The 19912-nt window shown below is 63.8% G+C and carries 34 protein-coding genes; 15 read left to right on the top strand and 19 right to left on the bottom strand.

Annotated features, from left to right (window positions below):
* Positions 1-61: 61 nt before the first annotated feature.
* The 3 genes from ASE78_RS18715 to ASE78_RS19900 form a co-directional block, all read right to left on the bottom strand.
* The gene (locus ASE78_RS18715; protein WP_156351463.1) at positions 62-403 is read right to left on the bottom strand and encodes a hypothetical protein; all 342 of its coding nucleotides are present in this window, start codon (positions 401-403) and stop codon (positions 62-64) included.
* A gap of 61 nt (positions 404-464) precedes the next feature.
* Entirely contained in the window at positions 465-698 is a 234-nt protein-coding gene (locus ASE78_RS10795; protein ID WP_056496892.1) for a hypothetical protein, read from the bottom strand.
* A gap of 45 nt (positions 699-743) precedes the next feature.
* The gene (locus tag ASE78_RS19900; protein WP_082467155.1) at positions 744-983 is read right to left on the bottom strand and encodes a helix-turn-helix domain-containing protein; all 240 of its coding nucleotides are present in this window, start codon (positions 981-983) and stop codon (positions 744-746) included.
* Positions 984-1320: 337 nt separating this feature from the next.
* Here ASE78_RS19900 and ASE78_RS10790 point away from each other — a divergent pair, with 337 nt between their 5' ends.
* The 10 genes from ASE78_RS10790 (at position 1321) to ASE78_RS10745 (ending at position 5617) form a co-directional block, all read left to right on the top strand.
* Positions 1321-1950 carry a hypothetical protein gene (locus ASE78_RS10790; RefSeq protein WP_156351462.1) on the top strand — a complete coding sequence of 210 codons (630 nt, stop codon included), beginning with the start codon at positions 1321-1323 and terminating at the stop codon, positions 1948-1950.
* The gene (locus tag ASE78_RS10785; RefSeq protein WP_156351461.1) at positions 1947-2417 is read left to right on the top strand and encodes a hypothetical protein; all 471 of its coding nucleotides are present in this window, start codon (positions 1947-1949) and stop codon (positions 2415-2417) included. The genes ASE78_RS10790 and ASE78_RS10785 overlap by 4 nt, the downstream gene beginning before the upstream one ends.
* 2 nt (positions 2418-2419) lie before the next feature.
* Positions 2420-2650 (top strand): hypothetical protein, encoded by a 231-nt coding sequence (locus tag ASE78_RS10780; protein WP_056496884.1) that lies wholly within the window; start codon positions 2420-2422, stop codon positions 2648-2650.
* A gap of 3 nt (positions 2651-2653) precedes the next feature.
* The gene (locus tag ASE78_RS10775) at positions 2654-2905 is read left to right on the top strand and encodes a hypothetical protein (RefSeq protein ID WP_056496881.1); all 252 of its coding nucleotides are present in this window, start codon (positions 2654-2656) and stop codon (positions 2903-2905) included.
* A gap of 3 nt (positions 2906-2908) precedes the next feature.
* Positions 2909-3436, top strand: coding sequence for a hypothetical protein (locus ASE78_RS10770; RefSeq protein WP_056496877.1), 528 nt, complete (start codon positions 2909-2911; stop codon positions 3434-3436).
* On the top strand, positions 3405-3932 hold the full coding sequence (locus ASE78_RS10765; protein ID WP_156351460.1) for a hypothetical protein: 528 nt from the start codon (positions 3405-3407) through the stop codon (positions 3930-3932). Before ASE78_RS10770 ends, ASE78_RS10765 begins: the two co-directional genes overlap by 32 nt.
* 1 nt (position 3933) lies before the next feature.
* Positions 3934-4395 (top strand): hypothetical protein, encoded by a 462-nt coding sequence (locus ASE78_RS10760; protein ID WP_056496871.1) that lies wholly within the window; start codon positions 3934-3936, stop codon positions 4393-4395.
* Positions 4392-4724 carry a hypothetical protein gene (locus ASE78_RS10755; protein ID WP_056496868.1) on the top strand — a complete coding sequence of 111 codons (333 nt, stop codon included), beginning with the start codon at positions 4392-4394 and terminating at the stop codon, positions 4722-4724. Before ASE78_RS10760 ends, ASE78_RS10755 begins: the two co-directional genes overlap by 4 nt.
* Positions 4721-4930, top strand: coding sequence for a hypothetical protein (locus tag ASE78_RS10750; RefSeq protein ID WP_056496865.1), 210 nt, complete (start codon positions 4721-4723; stop codon positions 4928-4930). Before ASE78_RS10755 ends, ASE78_RS10750 begins: the two co-directional genes overlap by 4 nt.
* 492 nt (positions 4931-5422) lie before the next feature.
* Entirely contained in the window at positions 5423-5617 is a 195-nt protein-coding gene (locus ASE78_RS10745; RefSeq protein WP_056496860.1) for a hypothetical protein, read from the top strand.
* Between the two features lie 72 nt (positions 5618-5689).
* Here the strand turns inward: ASE78_RS10745 and ASE78_RS10740 are convergent, their stop codons facing one another.
* Positions 5690-6292: a hypothetical protein gene (locus ASE78_RS10740; RefSeq protein WP_056496857.1), complete on the bottom strand. Its 603-nt coding sequence runs from the start codon at positions 6290-6292 to the stop codon at positions 5690-5692.
* 494 nt (positions 6293-6786) lie between these two features.
* Between ASE78_RS10740 and ASE78_RS10735 the strand changes: the two genes are divergently transcribed.
* Complete coding sequence (locus tag ASE78_RS10735) at positions 6787-7434, top strand: SOS response-associated peptidase family protein (protein ID WP_056496854.1); 648 nt, start codon at positions 6787-6789, stop codon at positions 7432-7434.
* Here ASE78_RS10735 and ASE78_RS10730 read toward each other — a convergent pair.
* Positions 7412-8380 carry a cupin-like domain-containing protein gene (locus tag ASE78_RS10730; protein WP_056496852.1) on the bottom strand — a complete coding sequence of 323 codons (969 nt, stop codon included), beginning with the start codon at positions 8378-8380 and terminating at the stop codon, positions 7412-7414. The genes ASE78_RS10735 and ASE78_RS10730 overlap by 23 nt on opposite strands.
* An 82-nt stretch (positions 8381-8462) precedes the next feature.
* Here ASE78_RS10730 and ASE78_RS19845 point away from each other — a divergent pair, with 82 nt between their 5' ends.
* Complete coding sequence (locus ASE78_RS19845) at positions 8463-9227, top strand: thermonuclease family protein (protein ID WP_321163093.1); 765 nt, start codon at positions 8463-8465, stop codon at positions 9225-9227.
* Positions 9228-9270: 43 nt separating this feature from the next.
* Here ASE78_RS19845 and ASE78_RS18335 read toward each other — a convergent pair whose 3' ends face one another.
* A complete protein-coding gene (locus ASE78_RS18335) occupies positions 9271-9462 on the bottom strand; it encodes a hypothetical protein (protein WP_082467154.1) in 192 nt (63 codons plus the stop codon).
* Between the two features lie 130 nt (positions 9463-9592).
* On the opposite strand from ASE78_RS18335, the gene ASE78_RS10725 reads away from it, so the two are divergent.
* Positions 9593-9778 carry a DUF6961 family protein gene (locus ASE78_RS10725; protein WP_056496849.1) on the top strand — a complete coding sequence of 62 codons (186 nt, stop codon included), beginning with the start codon at positions 9593-9595 and terminating at the stop codon, positions 9776-9778.
* A 111-nt stretch (positions 9779-9889) separates the two neighbouring features.
* Here the strand turns inward: ASE78_RS10725 and ASE78_RS18710 are convergent, their stop codons facing one another.
* Complete coding sequence (locus ASE78_RS18710; protein WP_156351459.1) at positions 9890-10123, bottom strand: hypothetical protein; 234 nt, start codon at positions 10121-10123, stop codon at positions 9890-9892.
* A gap of 244 nt (positions 10124-10367) precedes the next feature.
* Between ASE78_RS18710 and ASE78_RS10720 the strand changes: the two genes are divergently transcribed.
* Positions 10368-10532 (top strand): Flp family type IVb pilin, encoded by a 165-nt coding sequence (locus ASE78_RS10720; RefSeq protein ID WP_056496846.1) that lies wholly within the window; start codon positions 10368-10370, stop codon positions 10530-10532.
* 1077 nt (positions 10533-11609) lie between these two features.
* On the opposite strand, the gene ASE78_RS10710 is transcribed toward ASE78_RS10720, so the two are convergent.
* The 12 genes from ASE78_RS10710 to trmB form a co-directional block, all read right to left on the bottom strand.
* On the bottom strand, positions 11610-11864 hold the full coding sequence (locus ASE78_RS10710) for a helix-turn-helix domain-containing protein (RefSeq protein WP_156351458.1): 255 nt from the start codon (positions 11862-11864) through the stop codon (positions 11610-11612).
* A 184-nt stretch (positions 11865-12048) separates the two neighbouring features.
* Positions 12049-12171 carry a hypothetical protein gene (locus ASE78_RS19775; protein ID WP_268795712.1) on the bottom strand — a complete coding sequence of 41 codons (123 nt, stop codon included), beginning with the start codon at positions 12169-12171 and terminating at the stop codon, positions 12049-12051.
* A gap of 364 nt (positions 12172-12535) precedes the next feature.
* The gene (locus ASE78_RS10700; RefSeq protein WP_235515016.1) at positions 12536-14107 is read right to left on the bottom strand and encodes a YfjI family protein; all 1572 of its coding nucleotides are present in this window, start codon (positions 14105-14107) and stop codon (positions 12536-12538) included.
* The gene (locus ASE78_RS10695; protein ID WP_082467153.1) at positions 14104-15105 is read right to left on the bottom strand and encodes a CHC2 zinc finger domain-containing protein; all 1002 of its coding nucleotides are present in this window, start codon (positions 15103-15105) and stop codon (positions 14104-14106) included. Before ASE78_RS10695 ends, ASE78_RS10700 begins: the two co-directional genes overlap by 4 nt.
* Positions 15102-15467 (bottom strand): hypothetical protein, encoded by a 366-nt coding sequence (locus ASE78_RS10690; protein ID WP_056496833.1) that lies wholly within the window; start codon positions 15465-15467, stop codon positions 15102-15104. Before ASE78_RS10690 ends, ASE78_RS10695 begins: the two co-directional genes overlap by 4 nt.
* Complete coding sequence (locus ASE78_RS10685; protein WP_156351457.1) at positions 15464-15694, bottom strand: hypothetical protein; 231 nt, start codon at positions 15692-15694, stop codon at positions 15464-15466. Before ASE78_RS10685 ends, ASE78_RS10690 begins: the two co-directional genes overlap by 4 nt.
* Positions 15691-15936 carry a hypothetical protein gene (locus tag ASE78_RS10680; protein WP_056496828.1) on the bottom strand — a complete coding sequence of 82 codons (246 nt, stop codon included), beginning with the start codon at positions 15934-15936 and terminating at the stop codon, positions 15691-15693. The genes ASE78_RS10685 and ASE78_RS10680 overlap by 4 nt, the downstream gene beginning before the upstream one ends.
* Positions 15933-16277: a hypothetical protein gene (locus ASE78_RS18330; RefSeq protein WP_200911039.1), complete on the bottom strand. Its 345-nt coding sequence runs from the start codon at positions 16275-16277 to the stop codon at positions 15933-15935. Before ASE78_RS18330 ends, ASE78_RS10680 begins: the two co-directional genes overlap by 4 nt.
* Positions 16274-16465 carry a hypothetical protein gene (locus ASE78_RS10675; RefSeq protein WP_235515014.1) on the bottom strand — a complete coding sequence of 64 codons (192 nt, stop codon included), beginning with the start codon at positions 16463-16465 and terminating at the stop codon, positions 16274-16276. Before ASE78_RS10675 ends, ASE78_RS18330 begins: the two co-directional genes overlap by 4 nt.
* A gap of 206 nt (positions 16466-16671) precedes the next feature.
* Positions 16672-16866: a helix-turn-helix transcriptional regulator gene (locus ASE78_RS18325; protein ID WP_082467177.1), complete on the bottom strand. Its 195-nt coding sequence runs from the start codon at positions 16864-16866 to the stop codon at positions 16672-16674.
* Between the two features lie 111 nt (positions 16867-16977).
* The gene (locus ASE78_RS10670; protein ID WP_056496821.1) at positions 16978-18222 is read right to left on the bottom strand and encodes a tyrosine-type recombinase/integrase; all 1245 of its coding nucleotides are present in this window, start codon (positions 18220-18222) and stop codon (positions 16978-16980) included.
* 122 nt (positions 18223-18344) lie between these two features.
* Positions 18345-19025: a tRNA (guanosine(46)-N7)-methyltransferase TrmB gene (gene trmB / locus ASE78_RS10665; protein WP_056496818.1), complete on the bottom strand. Its 681-nt coding sequence runs from the start codon at positions 19023-19025 to the stop codon at positions 18345-18347.
* Between the two features lie 97 nt (positions 19026-19122).
* Here trmB and ASE78_RS10660 point away from each other — a divergent pair, with 97 nt between their 5' ends.
* Positions 19123-19740 carry a phosphatase PAP2 family protein gene (locus ASE78_RS10660; protein ID WP_235515013.1) on the top strand — a complete coding sequence of 206 codons (618 nt, stop codon included), beginning with the start codon at positions 19123-19125 and terminating at the stop codon, positions 19738-19740.
* Positions 19741-19912 lie beyond the last annotated feature (172 nt).

Here is a 19912-nt window from a genome sequence, read left to right as displayed (position 1 = left end):
TGTTGCATGGATGACCACCGGCACATTGTGTGAAGCGCCATCCGGCGGCAAAAGCATGCCGTTAGTCGTAGGCGCGTGGCTGAAACCGAATAGTAGGCTTTTCGCGCGCGACCTGATCGTCCGGCCCGCCGCGTCGGATTGTCTTGCGCTCTGCCTCGTCGGGTGTTCCCAGCCGGATACGACGATGCAAGCTGCCCATACCGCCGTAAACTTCGCCCGACCGGCTTAGGAGGCCCTTGCTTTCGGCCTCAACTACATAGCGGCGGACCGTGCCACGATCGCCGATACCAAGCGCCGCCCCAATCTGACTGTAGCTGGGAACAAGGCCGCCGCTCGCGACGACCTTTGCGCAATAGTCCGCAACTTGGCGGTAGCGCTCAATTTGACCGGCAGGCAATGGCATGCCCCCGGTATCGGGTCAGGAGCCTACGACGAATAGTAGGCGCTATCCCCTCAGCCCAGACCTACAGGCCAAACTCTAGTGCGAACCCGACAACTACAGCAATCAGCCCGACGCCCGTAAACAGCGCAGCCAGTCGCAGCGTTTCAAGGTCGAGGCCATCACCACCGCCCCGTGCCATACGGCGCGACATTCGCTTGTAGAGGCTGACCCACTCAACCCCGGCAAACAGGAGCGCTCCCGCGCCGATCCACGCGAGGACTAGGAACGGATGTTCAATATGGGTCGGATCGTCCATGGCCGGCAGGATATGACGGCTGGGCGACGAGTGCCAGCCCCGCTCCTATCCAACGCGAAGGCGCACGCCCGGCCCGCCATCTTCGCGCGACCTATCCCCAAGCAACACCACGCCCTGCGCCTCCAATGCCGTAATGATTGCCGCTAGGTTGTTCTGCAACGGCACCGATCGCCCGGCCTCGAAGTTCCGAACCGTCGAAAGGCCAACATTTGCCGCCTTCGCAAGCGAGCCTTGGTCAATGTCGAGCAATGCGCGGGCAGCGCGGCATGTGGCGGGGGTAAGCATGTACGAACCCGTACCAGCATAACTATTTTGTGCCAACCATAACGTTTAGCGTTGACACTCAAATATAGACGGCACCATAACGCTTTTCGTTACCCCCCCCCACCGGAGGTAGCGACCGAACGGGGAAGCTGGAACCTCCCCCGCCCGGTCTGATCGCAACCCCTCGTTGACAGGGACCACGACTATGAATGCCAATAGCATTGGCGCGCCCCTTCGCGCCACGATTGCTCACGCCGCAATGGCGAATAACAGTCATAATTATAGCTATTCTGATCGTGCAACGATCCGCAACGGCCACCCGACCGAAGCTGAGCGCAAATCCATCTTGCCCGGTTCGATGGCGTTCAGCGCTATCGAACCGGCGCCCCCGGCCCAGATGCCGACCAGCCGCCGCGCATTGCTGATGGGCATGGTGGCGCTTCCGCTCGCTGCCTGTCCCGCTCCGGTGCCAGCGGCTGGCGCTGCCCCGGCGGTGTCGGACCCCGAATGGGACCGGCTCTATGCCGCCTACCGCGCGGCCCAAGTCGAGGAAGTCGAGCGGCTGGCAGTGTTCGCCCCGCTGGACGATGCATGGGGGCCGGGCAGCGCGTTGTGCGAACCGGAGCCGACGCGCCCGACGATCGCCCCCTACGACATGTCGCTGCCGATTGGCGAAGCCATCGCTGTAGCGGCTGGCCCGGATTGGGAGGCGCGGTGGGAAGCCTATGAGGCAGACAAGGCAGCATGGAAGGCCCGCGACGACGCCGCCTATGCCGCGCACGTCGGAGATACCGGCGACCGTTACGAAGCGGCCTGCGATGCCTGTAGCGCGGCTGTCACGGCATTGATGGGGCACCCCGTCGCTACGCTGTCGGCACTGGCTGAAAAGGCCGAGCTGATCCTGACTCGCTACGGCGACACGGTGGATGGCGACGACGCCAAGACGCTGATCGCCGACATTCGCCGCCTTGCGGCTGGGGAGGCGTGAACATGTCGAACCCCTCACGCATCGCCATGCTGGCACAAATGCGCAGCGACCTGCTGGACGAAACCCACGCGGCGGACGTGCGCGGCGCGGCGCTGAAAGCGGCTGGCTTGCCCAAGCAAGGCCCCGACGTGATCGCCGCGCAACAGGCGATGGATCGCGCGTTGCGAAGTTCGGTCGATACCGCCCGCCTGATGCTGGCGCAGCCGCCGTCCGACCTTGCCGACGTGCTGTCGCTGATGCTGGCCGCGACCGAAGCAACCGACGCGATACAGGACTATGCGTGCGGCGACACGACGGACGGCGCGCAAATCCTGAAACTAGCGGAACTGCTGGACGATGCCGTTTCCAACGTTGCCGTTCTGCTTGCCCGCGATCACCAGCCGCGCAACGACTGTGACAGGCGCGTCGCCGCGCTACTCACACGTCGGCTGGCCCCCGCGCTAGCCGCCGTTGGCGGGGAGGCTTGACCATGGCGAGCCTAATCGAAACCGCACGGGCGTTCGTCGCGATCGGCGGGCGGGTCTGGATCGATCCGGCCAATCGGCTGGGGGCGATCGTGGATGCGGAGGGCGACGCGGAGTGCGAAGCCACCAGCCGCGCGTTCTTCACCGCCAAGGCGGCGGACCCTGCCGCGCTCGCAACGCTGGTCCGCGAATACGGCCAGCCGCAGGGCCGGTTCATCGTCTGGCAGGGGGCTTGAACCATGGCCCTCGCGAACACCACCGGGGGCGCTTCGGCGCTCCCCTCGTTCGACGCGCCTGCATGGCTGGCGGACTGGTCGGATAACGGCGGCGTCGTCATCATCGCGGGCGATCGGCTGATCGTCTCGCGGCTGGCGACCATCGACCGCGCGGCACACTCCCGCCTCAACTTCCTTCGCGGTCAGATGCTGCGCCAGCGCGGCGGTAACGCCCTGTTGGGCGCGCTGACTGTCCGCCCGAACGTGGAGGGCTGAATCATGCCTGCCATCATCAAGCGCGCCCTATCGGCGCTGAACCCGTGGTACAATTGGGGCGCTGTCAGCGTCGAGCGGCTGGACGCCGTGAGCGAGGACCATGGCAGCGAAAGCGACGTGCGGTTCTTCGACCTGCAATGGTTCGGGCTACACCTGTCGGTTCAGGTCGGACGCCAGCCGCCCAAGGCAACACCGGCACAGATCGCCAGCCGCGCGCAGTATCGACGGGAAGCCGCAGAACGGGCCGTAGAGCGCGAACAGCGGCGCGAGGCGTGGAAGGTAGCGCATAAGGCGCAGACGGACGCCCGCGCCTGTCTAGACGCCCTGCCGTTCGATCATCCCGACGAGGTTGCGGTGTTGGAGGCGTGGTTGTCCGCAACCGCGCGGCTGATCGAGGACACGCCCGCGCCGAACGGCAAGGCGCTGGCGATCAAGGTTGAGCTGGCCACGTCCGACGACATTCCGCTCGCGCCCGGCTGGGGCGCCGCCATTGCAGCCGATGCGCGCCGGCTTCATGCGGAGGGCTTCTGACATGGCTACCAATCCGAAGCCGAGCCTTATGGCCCTGTTGGCCGGTAACAACGCGCTGTCGCCGCAGGAGCGGCAGGAGGCCCAACAGCCCCAGCCGATCGCGTTGCAGACGTTCGACAGCGTGCCCGGCTGGGCGATCGTCCACGCCGCCGCCGACGAACACAACGCCCCGTTGATCCGATCCGGCGAAGTCGTCGTTGCCGAACGCGGGCGCGGCTGGATGCCGGTCGATGGCGGGCTGTTCCTTGTCGAGTACGTGTCTGCCCCCGCGACGGTCCACGACTTTGAGAAGCGGCATGTTCGCATCGTGCAAACGCGGGAAACGCCGCGCGGTTGGTATGTGGGAGGGCTGCGATCCGGCAAGTCGGGGGCGTTCGTCGCCAGTGACGGACCCTACACCGATCCGACCAAGCTTGCCGAGAAGCTGGTTGGCCGCGTCGTCGGCATCCTGCGTACCGCATCGTTTATCGACCGCATGGCCGGGGAGGCGCGCTGACATGGCGAACACGAAACAGCGCGCCGCCTTCCTTGCCGCTCTCACCGCAACCGACCAGATGCCCCCAGCCGAACGGCAACGGCTGGCCGAGGATGCCCGACGATCCGCCAAGTCGAAGGCGAAGATTGAGCGCTACTCGCTATGGATGGGAGCAAGGGCGGCATACCACGATGCCGCCGCAGCCGAACTACGCGCCATGATGGCCCGCGCAATCGATATGCCCGAGCGACACGCCCTACAGACCACGCACGACGCGGCCTGTCGGACCATGCTTGCGGCCTTCGCGCGGTTCATGGCGTCGCCTCTCATGGGCAAGAGCGACGCAAAGGAACGCCGCGTTATGATCCGCGCGGCGCGCGGCGTAATCGCGCTATCCACCAGCCGCGACGCATTCCTCGCCGCTACCGTTGAATGGATGGCGCATGTCAAGGCGGACGCCGCTCGGATCGGGGGCAAGGCATGACCCCGCCGTTCGATCCCAGCCGCGTACCGCCTGACAGCCTCGACGGGGCAGCGCGCCACATCAACCACACCGTTCCCCTCGAATGGGCGCACGAACTGCTGGGGATCGCATGGGCGGCGTTCGATCGCGCCCGAGCAGACCCGCCAGTCGGAACGGTCCTGTGCAACCCCGCCTGTACCGAACGCTGCGCTAACTGCCGGCTGGAATGCGCTGTCATCCTCTCCGGCTTGCAGATGGCCTACCGCGACTATCAGGACGCCCTAGCGGCTGACGGCCCGGTGCTGTCGCTCGGGGGTTCGGTCTATACGACCATGGCGGGCCGGGCATGACCCGCGCCGCCGCCACCCTTAAGGCGCTGTCGCTGATCGTCGGGGGCTTGGGCGCGTCCCATGCCCTCGGCGACCTCCTAGGCATGTTCTCGCGCGGCATAGGCGCAACCGGCTGGATGATCGTCGTGACGGGTCGGAGTTACTTCGCAGAATTGTCCTTTGTGGATCAATCAAGCTATCTTCATATTGCATATAAGCTAAAGTAATGGAGTTATTTTTGTCAATATACCGGTAAAATATTGGAATCCGTGCGCAATATTAATATAAACATATTTAAAAGCATAGAAACTAAAAGTTACAAAAGTACTGTATATATAAATTGCTAGTCGTACCAGTCTGTTGGCGTCTCGAATCATCGAGATAAGACGGGGAAGAGCATATGCGTAAGCTTTCCATTGGTGCTGCCGTAGCGGCAATCACTTTAGCCGGGGTGTCCATAATCGGAACTCAGCCAGCACGGGCAGGGCAAGAGTGTATGGAGGAAGTATCCAACCCCGACGCACCTTTGCCTGAGGACAACTGTGACGTTGTCGGCGATCCGGAAGAAGGCGGTAGTGAAGGAGGAACCGCGTTCGGGCCTACCCCGCCACCGCCACCGCCGCCGCCACCGCCGCCGCGGATCAACTGATAATCTAGGGCGGCGTTACTTGGTAGTGTCGCCCTTTCCATGTCGAGGCTTGGCCACGTAACATACGGTCATGGGTACTCCGGCACGCTTCACCGAAGGTGAGGTGACCCGCGCTGCGAAGGGCGTGCGCAAGGCTGGCTTCACTCGGATACGGATCAGCATTGATCCGCTCGGCAACATCGTCATCGATGCGGGAATGGAGCCGATGGAGGATCGTAGCCGGGTGAACCCGCTCGACATTCTCGTGTTCGGCGAGCCAAGGTAGCGTCGTAACCATATTCGAACTGGCGTTAATAGCATGCGAAAGCGAGAGGGGGCTTGCCCCCTCTCTAAATCGTTACTTAGATGCGGTTGGCGTCACCGACATCGGTGCGGGAGCTTCGCCCGGTACGAACGGCACGTCCTCATCGATAAACCCGCTAACCGGCGCTCCTACTGGGATTACGGCGCTTGTCCCGGTCATGAAGAACCCTGCGGGTAGGAACACAACAGCGGAAACGGCAGCAGCGCCGCCGCCGGCCGCCACACCCTTATCGTCGACCGAGCCCGTCAACCGGATCAGCCGGCCGTTAGCACGAACCGATAGCGGGCGGGCCTGAATGTAACCCGACTTGCCCCACATGCCCTTGTTACGGACATCGGTCACTTCGCCGATCGCCGGGCTACCAACCGGGATAACAACCACGCCGTTCACTTCAACCGCTTCTGCAACCTCCATGTTGAAACGCTGCCCGACCTTCAGCTTCTTGCCCTTGGTCGTCAGCATTTCTGACATCTTGAGGGATACACGCGTTCCACTGCGCAGGACGTTTTCACTACCAGCCGGGCGCAGCGTTGCAGATGCGGTCGTTGCCGGTCCGGCAGTAGGCGCGGTTTGAGCTGATGCGGCAGAGACGAGCGAAATGGACGCACAAGAAAGTGCGAACAGAATTGCCTTCATAATTGGAACCCCCTTCGAGTCGGTCCCCCCGGACCGAAGCGCGGATCATCTACGAGCTAGTGTTTCCGTCAAGAACGGAAGCGAAACCAAATTTCGTGTGTCCGATTTGTGCAAACGGTCACGGATAAAGCCGCTGCCGACTTTCCGGTTGGCGTGTCTGCGCGCTTTGCGGTCTAACGCCGGTTCATTGATTGCGGCCGAATGCCCCAGCGCAATCGGTATGCCTGGACTCCTCAGCGCTGAGGACTTTCGGGCCGCAATCTTGGGCGTAGAGTGGCACGTAATTCCAGGTACATGCGACGGCAGATAGAGGTCGACGTATTCCCTTCCGATGACCCCCGGGCACCCCATATCAAATCTACAGGTCGGCTACCGACCATCGAAAAATACGTAAGTTACGCAAGCGTTCCGAATGCGACAATACCGGATCGAACTCGATCCAAATTGGTAGTGATTGCCAATCTGCGCCTCTTCGACTGCTGAGTTCAAACCCAATGTGCAACCGCGCTCGATTCTCTGGCGAACCAGCCGATCTGTTCGGATCAGCCAAGAAGTTGTTTCCGGAACGCCCACGGGACAACCGGTTCAATCCGCAAGAGCTGCGACCGAAGGGGCGCGCCTATATCATCCGCGAACAGAGCGGCGAACGCGGCTGGGACATCATGAGCTGGGACGTGCTGGGCGGTCAGGCAGGATGGCCGATGACGAACGTCCGCAACCTGAAGCTGCCCCAGTGGCGCAAGCTGGCGGCGGACCCGGCGAACCGCTGCCTGATCCCGCTGACCGAGTTTTGCGAATGGACGCCGGACAAGCACGAACTGGGAGATGGTAAGCCCGCGCTGAAAGGCGAAATGTGGTTCAGCGTGACCGACCAGCCGACGTTCGCCGTTGCCGGATTCTGGCAACAGACCGTCGAGGGCAGCGGGTTCACGATGGTGACGTGCGATCCGAACGAGTTGGTCGCGCCGATCCACCCCAAGGCGATGATTACGATCCTGCGGCCGGAGGACGTCGATACATGGTTGCTGGGCAGCTATGACGATGTCGTGGCGCTGCAACGCCCGTACGATGCGTCGCAGATGACGATACGGGGGCCGGTCTTTCCAACGCGGCCCAGCGTTACCCGGACAGCGCATTCTTGAGGAAGCCGCGCAACCGGCCATCTCGCGCCGGCGTGGGCGAGCCCAACACACCTCGGAATGTATCTGGCAGATGATCCGCAACGTGAGCGGCATCGTCCGCGAAAATGTAATGGTCGAACCAGCCGCGCCATGCCGCACGCTCGCCCGGCGGCAGATCGCGGATTGCGAGCAGAGCGTACGCCAACGCGCCCATCGGTGAAGCCTTGGTTTCCGTATCCCACCAGTAATTGACCAGGACGTTGAGCGGGCTGAACGACCGGATATTGTGCCACCACAATGCAGGCATGAATATCGCATCACCGGGTCGCAGTACTGCAACACGCGCGTGGCGCATCGCCTCAGCAAAGCGCGGAAAGCGATCAAGGTCGGGCGCATACGGATCGACCATGCTCGTGGGCTGACCCGCCATCGTCGCGTCAATCGGACCGACATAGAGATTGGCGATCTGGTCCGGCGGGAACAACAGGAAACGGCGTTCTCCCGCCACCACACACGCAAGATTGGGTGAGGTGTCGAAGTGGGTCGAGATATGCGTCGCGTTGCCGATCCAGACGCGCGGCGTCGTGCCACCCAGCGGAAGGCCTATAGGATTGGCATCCGTCCAACCGGGAAGGCATTCAGCAGCAGCGGCGGCACCCGCGTATAAGGCAGGAGGGCGCGTCTCAGCAGCAAGCCGGAGAAGTTCGCCCAGCAGCACGGTGATTGCGGCCGGCAGGCGACGAAAGTTAAAGCCCCTCAGGTCGTCGCTGTAGAAAAAGCGGCCTTCGATCGCGGCTTGGCCCACCATCAGGTCCACCTGCTGACCGGTATCGAAGCCTGCGATGTAGTGTGCCATCGCGTCGCGACCGGCATTGGCAGCAGCTACGGCAGGCCATTCTCTAACCTGTCCGCGCAGTACGACTGGCTCATATCGATCAAAGACGTCTTGGTTGAAACGCTCGGGCATGATCGGTCCACGCTCGGTGAGCGGACGTGGTTCGTCTAGTACCATCGCGGCAATTTCCAATGTTAGATCGGGGGAATAGCTGATGGTTTGGCGCTATGCCATCACAAACATTCTGTTCGTATTGGTTGATGTGGTAAGTCAATATGGCCATCGAGCCCCAATCCCTCGTCGCGCTTTTGTCCACCCGGTTTCGCGGAACGCCGTTCATCCGCAAGGGGCTCCGAACCGAGCGCCCTATTCCTCGGTAAGAACTTCTTCACCCCCAGTAGCGATGGCGATGGGTATGTCGTTTATCGTTCTAGCTTGCGCTCTTATGGCCGTTGATGGCGATACCCTCCGCTGCGGCGAGGAACGAATACGGCTGCTAGGCATCGATGCGCCAGAGATGCCGGGTCACTGCCGCGAGGGCCGTGAATGCGCGCCCGGCGATCCCATCGCGGCGAAAGCGGCGTTGGAGAAGGCCGTTCAAGGAAGCGCAACGATCGAGCGCATCGGCCAAGATTTATACGCTCGGACCCTTGCCCGCGTCCGCGTGAACGGCGTCGATCTGTCGTGCCTGCAACTCAGCAAGGGCCATGCGATTTATCGACCCGATTGGGATCAGTTCATGTTGGTCGGTTCGGAATGTGGGGCCGTTCCATCATCGGCCGCTAAGCCCGTGAACCGGACAACCGGTCGAGCGGTTCAACGGCCTGCGCCACGCGTACCGGCTAACAGTTGGAGCTATCGGAACTGTGCAGAAGCGCGCCGTGCTGGTGCAGCGCCGCTCCGTCGCGGTCAGCCGGGCTATGGCGCGCATATGGATGGTGACGGTGACGGAATCGCTTGCGAACCGTATAGGCGCTAGGCCCATAGTAGCGGTGCCGCCTCAGCGACGGCACCGCCTGCGATCACTTGACCGGCGTTGCGCCCGGCGTGCCGCATTTCGCGAATTTGCCCTTTGCGTCTTTGCACTTCACCGGCTTGGTAGGCGCGGCTGGGCATTTGATGAACTTGCCTTTGGCGTCCTGGCACGGGGCGGCGTTGGCAGGAACAGCGGCAAGCGAAGCGAGCGAGAACGCGAGCAATACTGACTTGAGCATGGCAACCCTCCACAGCCCGTATGGGCGTTCGACAGTATGGCTGCCCGCAGAGATCCAGCAATGATTCGGTTCTAAATCTTGCCGGCTGCCACTACGACTTGGTCGGCAGTAGTGTTCAGCGGCAGATGATATGACGGCGGAAGAGGAACGATGGGCCGAGGCTCTACTCGCGCTCCGCATCCACGGCGACCGCGCACCCGACTGGATCGCGGAGCGAATCGCCGCGCTGGCCATGGCTGGTGACGAGCGCGGGGTCGTCCGGTTCATGGGTATGGCAACGCGGCTGGACGCGCTGCGGGACGGAACCCGGCAGTGAAGCCGTGGCGACGCTGGCTGTTCTATGTGGAGGCGGGCGTCCTTGGGCTGCTCCTGGCCGCCTCGCTGCTATCCGGCCTCTGGGGCCTGATCCCGCACTGAGGGCGAGTCGTTACCGGTCGTAGGCTCGTGACGTATCCTTGTCGGATGAGGCCCACATCAGCAGGAGAAGGACTGGAATCAGCAGCATCATGGGGATGGCGGTGATGATGCCTATCGCCTGCTTCGCTCGGTCCCACATTGTCGCGTTCTCCAATGGCTGCACGACCGGTGGCGCCATGTCGATATAGCGTACATCCGCCGCGCTAATCGACCAAGCGCGAGAAAGGGCTTTCAGTTCGGCCAACGATGTCCGCCAGCCCTTGCCCCTTTCTGCTCGGCCGGCGGTTATTTCAACACGCATAGCTTCGGTCTATATCGCCTGCGCGGGCTTTGTCCGTCCGCCGGCGGTGGGCTTGCAGCCTCCCTGTATCAGCCGCCGGCGGTTAGCCTCTTAGTATATCGTCAACGGTAATCCGGTAACGCGCGATACGCATAACTATTCTGGCGGCGTGCCGGAACGCGCAAGCGCGGTAAACTGCGGGGACGATATGCAGAAAATTCGTAACTTGGCCCAGAACAGCAAGGGCGCGACCGCAATCGAGTACGGCTTGATCGCTGCGCTGATCGCCGTTGCCGCCATCACGGCGATGAAGGGCTTGGGTGGTCAGCTCAAGACGACCTTTAACAACGTCACGACTGCAATGAAGAACTGAGTAGGTCGCCGCGTTTTCGGCTGCGGCTCCGTGGTAGCTGCACGGAGCCTACAGCGGCTGGTCCAAAACCCGGTCCCAAGAACTTGGCTTCCTAACGACCGACACGTCCGCTTTGTCGGTCGATACGATGATCCGCCCGTCCGCTTCGATGATGACGCTGTGGACGCGGATGCCAGCCGCCTGCATGCCCTTGATGGCTTTCGTTATGTCGTTTTGGCGGAATGGGCGCTGGGGCATAGGGCAGGACATTGCTCTAGCGTGGCGCGTGATGCACCATCATACCATGAGGAGATTCCGGCACTGCGCACCGTCCGGTCATCGCCGCAAATCCTGCACCCCATGTGACCTCGTATAGTCTCGCTCGATCCGAGGCGAGTCTATCGGATATTGTCCGCAGCTAGTACCGTCGGTGAGAGCACCAGGACGGGAGAGGTTGGGATGATAGCGTTGGCGTTGATATTAGCACTACAGGCGCCGACTGCGACGGGTGGGCAAACGGCGACCAACCCTACGACGGCGGAGCGTGTGATCCTGCGTGGCGGTCGCTCGGCTCCTTTGCAAGCTGCGCCGTCGGGCAAACACCCAGCGAACCCGTTTGATGCCTTCGACGATCTGATACCACCCGAACGGCTAGGGCCGGGACCGCATACGCTGGTTATATCATCCAGCACTGGGATGACCCGCATGGATTATACGAGCGGACCGGGTTGCCAAAGGGCGCGAGACTCGGTGCGAAGGCAGGTCGCGCCTCCGCCAAACCGACCTGGGGTAATTTATGGTCAACCTTCGACGACCGCGGTGTGCGTACCCCGCTAACGGGTACAACCGTTGCCGGCACCGGCTGACGATACGGAGTCTCCGCCGCATATATATACGCGCCTGCACACACGCGGGCGCGAATTTGTCCCGAAACTGCGGACGCCCCGCCGCATAGACTTCACGCGCTCGCGCGGTAGCGGCGACATTCCCAGTCCGGCGACGCTGACGACCCGCCGCATATACGCGCGCATGTGCGCGATGCGTCCGGTTCGGGCTGTCTACTTGGCATCTACTTTAGAAATAGACCGGGCAGGATCGTCAGTCTGGCCACCGCTCTGCCGCCACCTTTGCGGCCTTCGCCATGAACTCCGGGTCCAGATCGATCGCAGCCACCAGCACCCGCATTGCCTTGCTCGGTTTGTGCCGCGCCTGCTCCTGATCCTTCACCGACCCGAAGGACAGCCCGAACCGTTCGGCGAACGTCGGTTGATCGATCCGCAGCCGGCGGAAGCGAAGCCGGAACAGATCGCGGGCGAAACCCACCTTTCCGAAGTCTGGATCAAACGCCATCACCGTGCCTCCCATACCTTTTGTCCCTTTTGTCCCTTTTGTCCGGCGGGCTTCCTCCCACCCGCTACCCGCCTCCATGCAGGTAGATAGATAGATAGGTTCTTTTCTAGCCTACGCCGCGCGAAGGCAGGGGCAGAGAGACACGCGGACGCTCGGACAAAAGGGACAAAACCGACGAAACCCCCCATCATCGCCCGAACTGCCACAACATTACCGTTTCGGCGCTGGCGTCCCGACCATGCCCCCAGCCGCCACGCTCGAAGCACGCCATGCCGTCCACCGATCGCGCCAAGGCCCGGTCCGCGTTCATCACCACGACCTCCCGACCGCCTAACCATACCGCCAGCCCGGCAAAGTCGAGGCTATCGCGCTTCCCGATCCCGAACACGTCATGCGGGGTCCAGCCGAGCGCCAGCGCTTTTCCCGCCCATCCGCCAATCGCCAGCGCGTGCGCATCATCGACAACCCGCGCCCATGCTGCCGCATCGCCCCGAAAACGGCCCGTAGGCGTGCGCTGTAGCCGTACCAGCCCTGCCGCTATGTCAGACGGTAGATCACTGTACCGGCGCGGCGGCTGGGCCGGCGCTGGACCGGGTTGGGCGCCATCCCACCCCGGCCCCAGCAACGAAGCTGCTACGTCTGGTTCTAGCAGCGATGCCGCGACCTCTTGCCAACTAGGCATTGCTACCCCCGTGGACCGAAGGATTGACAAGAAAGTCCTTCCGGGGCCGGCCGTTCGCGGGACCGATCTTTGCCGGAGCGGGGCGCAGCCAGTCGGCATCAATCAGCAGATCGGTAGCGGCTTCGACGTCCGCCGCCGTCTTTGCCTTCGCGATCTTCCCGCCTTTCAACAGGTCACGTGCGTTGACCCGCTCCCAGCCGTTCTTGACGATCAGCTTCGCCAACTGCGCCGCGTTGCGCCGATCGACCGGTAACGCCGCATCGCCGAACACGCGGAGGGCGGAAGGCTTGGCGTACAGGTCGATGAACTGGATCACCGCTACCAACGTCCGAGCCGAAACGGCTTCCGGCTCCCGTCCCCCGCACTTTGCCCATGCCAGCAACTCGGCGACCAGCGCGAGGCGCAGCACCATACCGCGCAGCTTGCCGAGGAAACCCTTGAACAGCCCCGCCGCCTCCGTGCCGGCTTCGTCGTTGCTTCGTATCCATTCCTCGAAAATCTGTCCGGCTGCATCATCCAGCAACAGCACGTCCGGCACAATCGCGCCGCTTTCATCCATTTCCGCTCTCAGGTCGGAAAGGCGACGATAGACGGTTTCGAGCAACCCCATGTCCGCGATGTTCTGCGGACGTTGATACCGTCGGGGTTCGGGCCATGCCCACAGGAAGCGGGCGACCAAGCCGTCATCGACAGTCCCTAACAGGCAATCCGACAGCTTTTCCGGCTGGATGCCTCCAAGCACCGATACACCAGTAAAGGACACTGAAACCGGCCCATTGGGGTTGCTCTTGCGGTCGGATCGGTGGCGACGGCCGCCATACGCCTCTAACCAGAACTCCCGCCCGCCCGGCGAATAGCGATCGAAACTTGTCAGCCATCCGGCCAGCTCGTCGCGCAGATGCAGGACGCCGTTCGGGTTGCCCGATAGTATCTCAACCACCGCCTCCGGGGTGCCGTCCTGTACTATCAGGCGTGGGCGCTGCGGCTTTTCCGGCTCAACGGCGGCTAGAGGCATGGCAGGCGTTGCCTCCCCTACCTTCGTCGCCTCCTTCACCTGCGCCTGCCATTGCGCACGTTCGGCCTTGGCGCGCTCTGTTTGGGTCTGCCAGTAGATCAACTGGTTCTTGTGCGCTTCCGCCTTGTCCTGCTCAATACCGCGCAACGGCTCGGTCGCGGCGTCGAGCGCGGGCGACTTGTTGGACGATGGATCACCGACCGGGGCGACCCACAGTACGCACGGTTCCTGCCATTGCGGCGAGGATTCAAACGGCTGGATGCGCCGCTTTGCACCGATCAAGGATGCGGCAGTCGCAAGAACGCCGATGGCGACATAATCGACCGGAGCGCCCGCACCTTCCGCCAGATCGGCGACCAGCGGCCACAGATCGCCGAACATAGCTGCCGGCATCGTGGGGGCGGTGTAGCGCCCGGCCGATACCATCGACATATCCGGCTGGGGCCATTCGACATCGGTGGCCCGCCCCATATCCCGACCAGCGAACGGCGGAGCCTCGAAAGGCGGCGTATCATCAAAACGCGCCTGCATGTCAGCGGCGGCGCTCATGCTGCCACCCCGCTACGCTGCGTCTGCAACCACTCGTTCCAGTCCTTGTGCGGCGGCGGCGGCGGCGTGATCCGAACGGACAACCCGCGTTCGACATAGGCGGTTGCGGCCTTCTCAGCCGCCACCCGCCCAGGTGCGTCGCCATCCGCGCCGATCACGACCGCACGCACGTCATCGGGGAACAGCATGTGCGGCAACATCGACGTTCCAGCCGCGACCCATACCGAACGCCCGAGCGCCTGCGCGATCGTGGCGCCATCCTCCAAGCCCTCTGTCACAACGATACTGCCCGATGCCGGCCCCAGCCGGATCGCACCGCCACGGACGTTCCCCAGGCTGTATTTGACCTTGGGCTTGCGGTCCTGTTCGGTGGCGACCACCGCCGCCTTGCGCCCATCCTCCGTGAGATAGGTCCGCTGCAACGCCGGGTGCCCGCCGTCCGGCCCAGTTACGAGCGCCAGCATCACCGGCAGGGGGCCGGGTCCATTCGCCGCCAGCAACCCGTTACCCTCGATCGTGGGCGGTGCCAGCCGCGCGAACCGCAGGCAGTCGGGCAAGTCCATGTCGATGCCGCGCCCGCGCAAGTAGCGTTCGGCTGGGGTGCCCGCGATCGGTGCCGCATCGCTCCAAATACGGGCCACCAGCCGCGACAGGTCACGCTTAGGCTTCATCGGTGCCGGTGGCGCGATCGGCCCCAGCGCGCCCGCGTCTAGCGCGCGGATTGCGTCAACGACGGTCCCGCCGCTTGCCAGCCGCACGAAGTCGAGAACGTCGCCTTGCGCGCCGCAGCCAAAGCAGATGAACCGGTTGTTGAAGATATAGAACGAGGGCGTCTTTTCCGTGTGAAACGGGCAGCACCCCTTTAGCTCGTTCCCAGCCCGGTGGAGCTTCACGCCCATTCGATCGGCGATCGTGGACAGGGAAAATTCGGCGCGGATGCGGTCGATAGCCGTCCGCAGTTCAGGCGGCAGCGACGTACCGCTGTTGTAGCGGGTCATGGCCGTTCCCATTCAATTTCAGCAAGCGCGCCAGCGCAGACGACGACGGCGCATTGGCCAGCGTACTGCACAGCGTTCAGGCGGTGAGCGATACCAACGGCGTTCGCAGCCTGATCGAACGGGCCAAGCATCTCGCCCCAGCTATTGCCGTTTTCGCTTTCGTGGCTGACGGTGAACCCGCCGTGTTCGGCTGGCATGACATGGACGGTTCCGCGATACCCGCAGGCAGGCGGATCGTTCATGACTTCGCCGAGGCTGAGCCGCCGTGATTGCTCCGCACGCTGCGCGGTGGCAGCATCGCACGCACGCCGACGAACGGCTGGCGTCTGGCGATCGGCCAGATTGATGATGTTGGCGGTCATGCTTCCACCACCATGACGTTGAGGCCGGTTTTCAGGGCGACGCGGCGCAAGAACTCGTTGCGCGCCAGCCGGTAGGAGGGGAGGCATTGCCGCCCACGACGCGGCCCCGGCATCCGGGGGAGCCACTCCACGTCCAGTTGCCCGCCGGCCATGGTGAACACGACCGCGAAGCCCTTGCCCACCGGCATTTTTTCGCTGGTCATACGCAGTTCGGTTGTGGCGTTCATGGCTGCGCCTCCGCATGTGCGAGGGCTTCTGACATTTCGAGCAACATGCCCCCGATGCGCAGCATGAGCATGAAAGCATCGTTGTTCGGCAAGCAGCCTTCGTGCCCGTCCATGAAGGCTGCCAAGTCCTCCGCGTGTTCTCTCCACCCTTGGGCGGTTTTCAGAGCCGCGGGCATGGTGTCAGCTTGGCCGGCGAACAGTCCAAGGAAGTCGGACGCGGACACTTTCTGAAGGTCCGTCATGCCCAGCCTCCCACGTTCGCCAAGGCGTCAGGCTGGGGAACCGGCTTCGCAAACTCGCAAGCGACCCAGACCACCGCGCGCTTGCCGCTACTCCGGTTCGTGCAACGCTGGCCGTTATCGAGGATGAGGCCCTTGGCCTTCAATTCCGAGGTTCTTGGTTGAGCGGAAACGCGGGGCAGGCGCAGCGCAATGGCGCATTCCTCCGCTGTCCGGCCAGCCTTCTTAGCGTGGCGGATCGATCGCAACACCATGCGCTGTAGCCGGCCGCAGTCGATGTCCGCGGCGGCATCCGCGCCGGTTTCTGCCAGCCCCTTCGATCCGGCTTCATTTGGGTAGGTCATGCTTCGTCTCCCTGCGAGAGTGCAGGCAAGCCTGCACGCTCCAGCAGCTTGGCAAGCCATCCGGCTTGCCTATCGGTCATGGGATTGCCGCTCACGGCGAGTTGACCGAGGAACTGCCCGGCCTTCGGCGTCAGTGTTGCGGCATGGTCATTCAGCAGCGCGAGCGCGGCCTGTCGTGGCGTCATCATCGACCGCACCCCCATGCCAGAGATGCGACCAAATCGGCACGGATACTCGACAGGCCAAACAACGCGAGCCGTTGCCGACGAAGGGCGGTGATGCTATCTGTGTTAGTGCTGTTGCTAGGAATGTTCAGGAAGGGTCGTGCGGCTGCCACCGCGCGGCCCTTTCGCTTAGCGGGCTGCGTTACCCGCGACGTTGCAACCGCCATGCGTCACGCGACCCTCTCGGAAGTCGAGCCAACACGGCGAGTTGCCTTCCAAGCCTCAATATCGGCGGGATCGTAAGCGATGCGCGCGCCTGCGCGGATGAACTTCGGGCCGACGCCCTGAACGCGCCAATTCGCCAGCGTTCCGGGAGACACGCCGACGCGCGGCGCAGCTTGGTTTGTGGTGAGAAGGTTTTCCATGATGTTCCTCCACACCAGCCCATGATTGAGCGTGGTGTGGGGTGAACATGGCCGGGGCGTAAGACGACCAATAGTAGGCCTTTGCGAGAATATCTCGCGAACGGCGTGTTCCTAAGCGGGCGTTCTGACGCGTAAGGCGACCACGTTCGTCTCATCATCGACACCCGTCAGGCAGGCCGCAACGTGCCGCCCCCAGGCGTCGAGGGCGTCGCGCTTCTCCTGTTTCCAGTCGTGACGTTGATAGACGCCGGCCACACCCGCCCGCGATCCGCCAACGTGGTTTAGGACCGCCTCTGTCACCTCGAACCGCACCCCCAGCCGTTGCAGGCCGGTGGCAAGCGTGCGCCGCAGATCGTGAAGCCGCCAAGCGGGCAGGGGATCACCAGCCGCCGCTACCGTTGCGTCCAGCTTGTCCTTGCCCTTGGAATAGGCGGTGAAGCCTTCGCCGCTGGACGTGGTGAACGTGCGCCCGCGCTTCGGCCACTTGTCGCCCCGTGCCACCGCGTCCAGTTCAGCAACCGCCAAGTCGTTGAGCGGAACGGTCGTCGGCTCTCCGTTCTTCGTGCGGGTGCCAGGAATGCGCCACAGGCGATCGGCGCGGTTCAGTTCGGACCAGTCCAGCCCACTGACTTCCTCGCGTCGCTGGCCGGTCGCGATCAACAGGCGGACGATGGGGCCAAAGCAGCGGTGGCAGGCCGGGGCAGCGTTCCAGACGCGCACCAGCTCGTCGTCGGACAACCACCGATCCCGCGCGCGAACGGCTGGAGGCGTCTCCATGCCTTCCATCGGGGTTCGCTCAATATCGCCGCGACCGATCGCCCAACGGAACAGCCTGCGTAGGACAGCGAACACGTTGCGCCGGTTCGCCTGCTGGTCGGCTGGCATGGCGTCGAACACCGCGACCACATCGGCTTTGGTGATTGCTGGCAGGGCCTTGCTGGCAAGCACTGGCTTGACGTGGAGGCGCAAGCAGCGCGCGACCAGCGCTCGCCAGCCGTCGCCCTTGCAGGCGGCATGGAAGCGATCGGCATAGGCAGAGAAGGCAAGGTTGACCGCATCGTCGCGACGCTTCCTGTCGGCCTCGCTAGGGTCGATCCCCTGCGCCACGAGCATCAGCAGGCGTTCGGCCTCTGTGCGCGCTGTGGCGGGCGTCCATGGCGAACCGTGTGCGCCGATCGAATAGCGCTGCGTCTTCGCCTCGCGCCCGCCCATCCGGTATTGCAGGACATAGGACAGCGCGCCGGCTGGCGTCACCTTCACGCCGAACCCCTTTAGGTCGTCGTCCCATAGGAACGAGACCCCGGTCCCCGGCTTGAGAGCGTCCACACTCCGCTTGTTGACCTTGCCTGTCGCCATACTCCGCGCCTCCGCTGGCAATCACCTAGCAATCACGCTCGCGTGATCCGTGATTGCTAACGATGATGCTACGTGATGGCGCTACAGAGGTAAAGGGCGGGATATGCGGGAGAAATGGCGGCTTACTGTCGAATATACCTGAAATACCAGACTTCATGCCCCTGCCGGCGGGCCTTGCGTTCGTAGCGGGTTTCCGGCCAGTCGGCGGGGCGGGTGAGGAAGTCGGCGGCGGTCGCGGCCTGCCATGCGAAGTCCGGGCGCTGGTCCATCACCATCATTGCCCAGCGGCAATAGGTCGGATCGTCGGTGCCGAGGCGGAATTCGCCGCCGGGGCGCAGCTTGCGCGCGATCAGGTCCATCGGCCCGTGGTTCATCATCCGCCGCTTGGCATGGCGCGCCTTGGGCCATGGATCGGGGTGGAGCAGATAGGCCCGTTCCAGCGAGGCGTCGGCGAAGCGTTCGATCACCTCCAGCGCGTCGCCCATGTGCAGCCGGACGTTGGCGAGATCGTCGTCGCGGATGTGGTTGAGCGCGCCGACCACGCCGTTCAGGAACGGTTCGCAGCCGATGAAGCCGTGGGTCGGCCGCATCGCCGCCTGTCCGGCCAGATGTTCGCCCGCGCCGAAGCCGATCTCGATTTCGAGCGGGCGGTCGTCGCCGAACAGCGTGGCGGCATCCAGCGCGCCGGTTTCGGGGACCGAGACGCGGGGCAGCAGTTCCTCGACCAGCGCGGCCTGGCCGGTGCGCAGCTTGTGCCCCTGACGACGGCCATAGAGGCGGCGGATGGTGGTGGGATCGTTCATGGGGCGGGCACGTAGGCGGGGTCCGGCCAAACGGCAACACTTTGCCACGGACCCATGGCCGTTGTGAGGGGTTCGAGGGGGCGAGAGGAACATGGTCGTGGGCAGGAAGCAGCAGGCGAAGGACCAAGCGAAAGCGCTGGTCGATGCCGATACCGAGGCGGGGCAGGCGGTGGCGCGCGAACTGTCCGACCATCCGGTGGTAAAGGTCGCCGGCTGGCTGAGCGAGGTGGCCGACCAGCCGCCGACCGTCGCAATCAACCTGTCAGTCATCACCGCCGGGTTGTTGTCGGGCAATGGCCGGCTGACGCGGACCGGTGCGCGGATGCTGGCGGGGCATGGGCTGGCGACGGCGGTGAAGGCGGTGATGAAGCACAATATCGACCGGGCGCGGCCGTATCTGTTCGCCAGCCGCGAGGCGCATCGACCGACGCCAGGCGAGCGCGACGAGGGGCCGCATAATTCCTTTCCCTCGGGCCATACCGCCGGCGCGGTCGCGGTCGCGCGGGCGGTGGCGCGCGAATATCCGCAGGCTGCCGGTCCCGCCTATGCCGGGGCGGGGGCGATCGCCGCGATCCAGATTCCGCGGGGCAAGCATTTCCCGATCGACGTCGTGGTCGGCGCGGTGATCGGCTGGGCGGCGGAGGCGGTTGTGGCGCGCGCCGTGGCGACGCTGCTTGCAGCCGAACAGGGCGCGCGGGGCCAGCGGGGCGGGTAGCACCGTCCGGCGACGCGGCGGGCATCGACCCGCCCCCAAGGGCGGATCGACATTCAACGAAATGGCTTCCCAATCTGCTCCCCTCCCTGGAAGGGAGGGGTTGGGGGTGGGTAGGCCGGTTGTGGAGCGCTTACTGTTTCCTCTCGGGCCAACCCACCCCCAGCCCAGTTTT

The organism is Sphingomonas sp. Leaf25 (genome assembly GCF_001421635.1).
Taxonomy (GTDB): Bacteria; Pseudomonadota; Alphaproteobacteria; order Sphingomonadales; family Sphingomonadaceae; genus Sphingomonas.
The sequence above is the reverse complement of the archived record's forward strand: the minus strand, read 5'-3'. Positions and strand labels throughout refer to the sequence as shown.

What these genes read in the sequence shown, in the direction of transcription:
- ASE78_RS10795 (WP_056496892.1), bottom strand. Translation starts at nt 698, where the DNA reads ATGGACGATCCGACCCATATTGAACATCCGTTCCTAGTCCTCGCGTGG.
- ASE78_RS10765 (WP_156351460.1), top strand. Translation starts at nt 3,405, where the DNA reads ATGCGCGCCGGCTTCATGCGGAGGGCTTCTGACATGGCTACCAATCCG.
- ASE78_RS18335 (WP_082467154.1), bottom strand. Translation starts at nt 9,462, where the DNA reads ATGCTCAAGTCAGTATTGCTCGCGTTCTCGCTCGCTTCGCTTGCCGCT.
- ASE78_RS10720 (WP_056496846.1), top strand. Translation starts at nt 10,368, where the DNA reads ATGCAGAAAATTCGTAACTTGGCCCAGAACAGCAAGGGCGCGACCGCA.
- ASE78_RS10745 (WP_056496860.1), top strand. Translation starts at nt 5,423, where the DNA reads ATGGGTACTCCGGCACGCTTCACCGAAGGTGAGGTGACCCGCGCTGCG.
- ASE78_RS10730 (WP_056496852.1), bottom strand. Translation starts at nt 8,380, where the DNA reads ATGCCCGAGCGTTTCAACCAAGACGTCTTTGATCGATATGAGCCAGTC.
- ASE78_RS19900 (WP_082467155.1), bottom strand. Translation starts at nt 983, where the DNA reads ATGCTTACCCCCGCCACATGCCGCGCTGCCCGCGCATTGCTCGACATT.
- trmB (WP_056496818.1), bottom strand. Translation starts at nt 19,025, where the DNA reads ATGAACGATCCCACCACCATCCGCCGCCTCTATGGCCGTCGTCAGGGG.
- ASE78_RS10695 (WP_082467153.1), bottom strand. Translation starts at nt 15,105, where the DNA reads ATGACCCGCTACAACAGCGGTACGTCGCTGCCGCCTGAACTGCGGACG.
- ASE78_RS10790 (WP_156351462.1), top strand. Translation starts at nt 1,321, where the DNA reads ATGGCGTTCAGCGCTATCGAACCGGCGCCCCCGGCCCAGATGCCGACC.
- ASE78_RS10700 (WP_235515016.1), bottom strand. Translation starts at nt 14,107, where the DNA reads ATGAGCGCCGCCGCTGACATGCAGGCGCGTTTTGATGATACGCCGCCT.
- ASE78_RS10740 (WP_056496857.1), bottom strand. Translation starts at nt 6,292, where the DNA reads ATGAAGGCAATTCTGTTCGCACTTTCTTGTGCGTCCATTTCGCTCGTC.
- ASE78_RS10750 (WP_056496865.1), top strand. Translation starts at nt 4,721, where the DNA reads ATGACCCGCGCCGCCGCCACCCTTAAGGCGCTGTCGCTGATCGTCGGG.
- ASE78_RS19845 (WP_321163093.1), top strand. Translation starts at nt 8,463, where the DNA reads ATGGTTTGGCGCTATGCCATCACAAACATTCTGTTCGTATTGGTTGAT.
- ASE78_RS10670 (WP_056496821.1), bottom strand. Translation starts at nt 18,222, where the DNA reads ATGGCGACAGGCAAGGTCAACAAGCGGAGTGTGGACGCTCTCAAGCCG.
- ASE78_RS10760 (WP_056496871.1), top strand. Translation starts at nt 3,934, where the DNA reads ATGGCGAACACGAAACAGCGCGCCGCCTTCCTTGCCGCTCTCACCGCA.
- ASE78_RS10770 (WP_056496877.1), top strand. Translation starts at nt 2,909, where the DNA reads ATGCCTGCCATCATCAAGCGCGCCCTATCGGCGCTGAACCCGTGGTAC.
- ASE78_RS18715 (WP_156351463.1), bottom strand. Translation starts at nt 403, where the DNA reads ATGCCATTGCCTGCCGGTCAAATTGAGCGCTACCGCCAAGTTGCGGAC.
- ASE78_RS10755 (WP_056496868.1), top strand. Translation starts at nt 4,392, where the DNA reads ATGACCCCGCCGTTCGATCCCAGCCGCGTACCGCCTGACAGCCTCGAC.
- ASE78_RS10680 (WP_056496828.1), bottom strand. Translation starts at nt 15,936, where the DNA reads ATGACGGACCTTCAGAAAGTGTCCGCGTCCGACTTCCTTGGACTGTTC.
- ASE78_RS10690 (WP_056496833.1), bottom strand. Translation starts at nt 15,467, where the DNA reads ATGACCGCCAACATCATCAATCTGGCCGATCGCCAGACGCCAGCCGTT.
- ASE78_RS10725 (WP_056496849.1), top strand. Translation starts at nt 9,593, where the DNA reads ATGACGGCGGAAGAGGAACGATGGGCCGAGGCTCTACTCGCGCTCCGC.
- ASE78_RS18330 (WP_200911039.1), bottom strand. Translation starts at nt 16,277, where the DNA reads ATGACCTACCCAAATGAAGCCGGATCGAAGGGGCTGGCAGAAACCGGC.
- ASE78_RS10780 (WP_056496884.1), top strand. Translation starts at nt 2,420, where the DNA reads ATGGCGAGCCTAATCGAAACCGCACGGGCGTTCGTCGCGATCGGCGGG.
- ASE78_RS10735 (WP_056496854.1), top strand. Translation starts at nt 6,787, where the DNA reads ATGTGCAACCGCGCTCGATTCTCTGGCGAACCAGCCGATCTGTTCGGA.
- ASE78_RS10775 (WP_056496881.1), top strand. Translation starts at nt 2,654, where the DNA reads ATGGCCCTCGCGAACACCACCGGGGGCGCTTCGGCGCTCCCCTCGTTC.
- ASE78_RS19775 (WP_268795712.1), bottom strand. Translation starts at nt 12,171, where the DNA reads ATGAACGCGGACCGGGCCTTGGCGCGATCGGTGGACGGCATGGCGTGC.
- ASE78_RS10675 (WP_235515014.1), bottom strand. Translation starts at nt 16,465, where the DNA reads ATGATGACGCCACGACAGGCCGCGCTCGCGCTGCTGAATGACCATGCC.
- ASE78_RS10685 (WP_156351457.1), bottom strand. Translation starts at nt 15,694, where the DNA reads ATGAACGCCACAACCGAACTGCGTATGACCAGCGAAAAAATGCCGGTG.
- ASE78_RS18325 (WP_082467177.1), bottom strand. Translation starts at nt 16,866, where the DNA reads ATGGAAAACCTTCTCACCACAAACCAAGCTGCGCCGCGCGTCGGCGTG.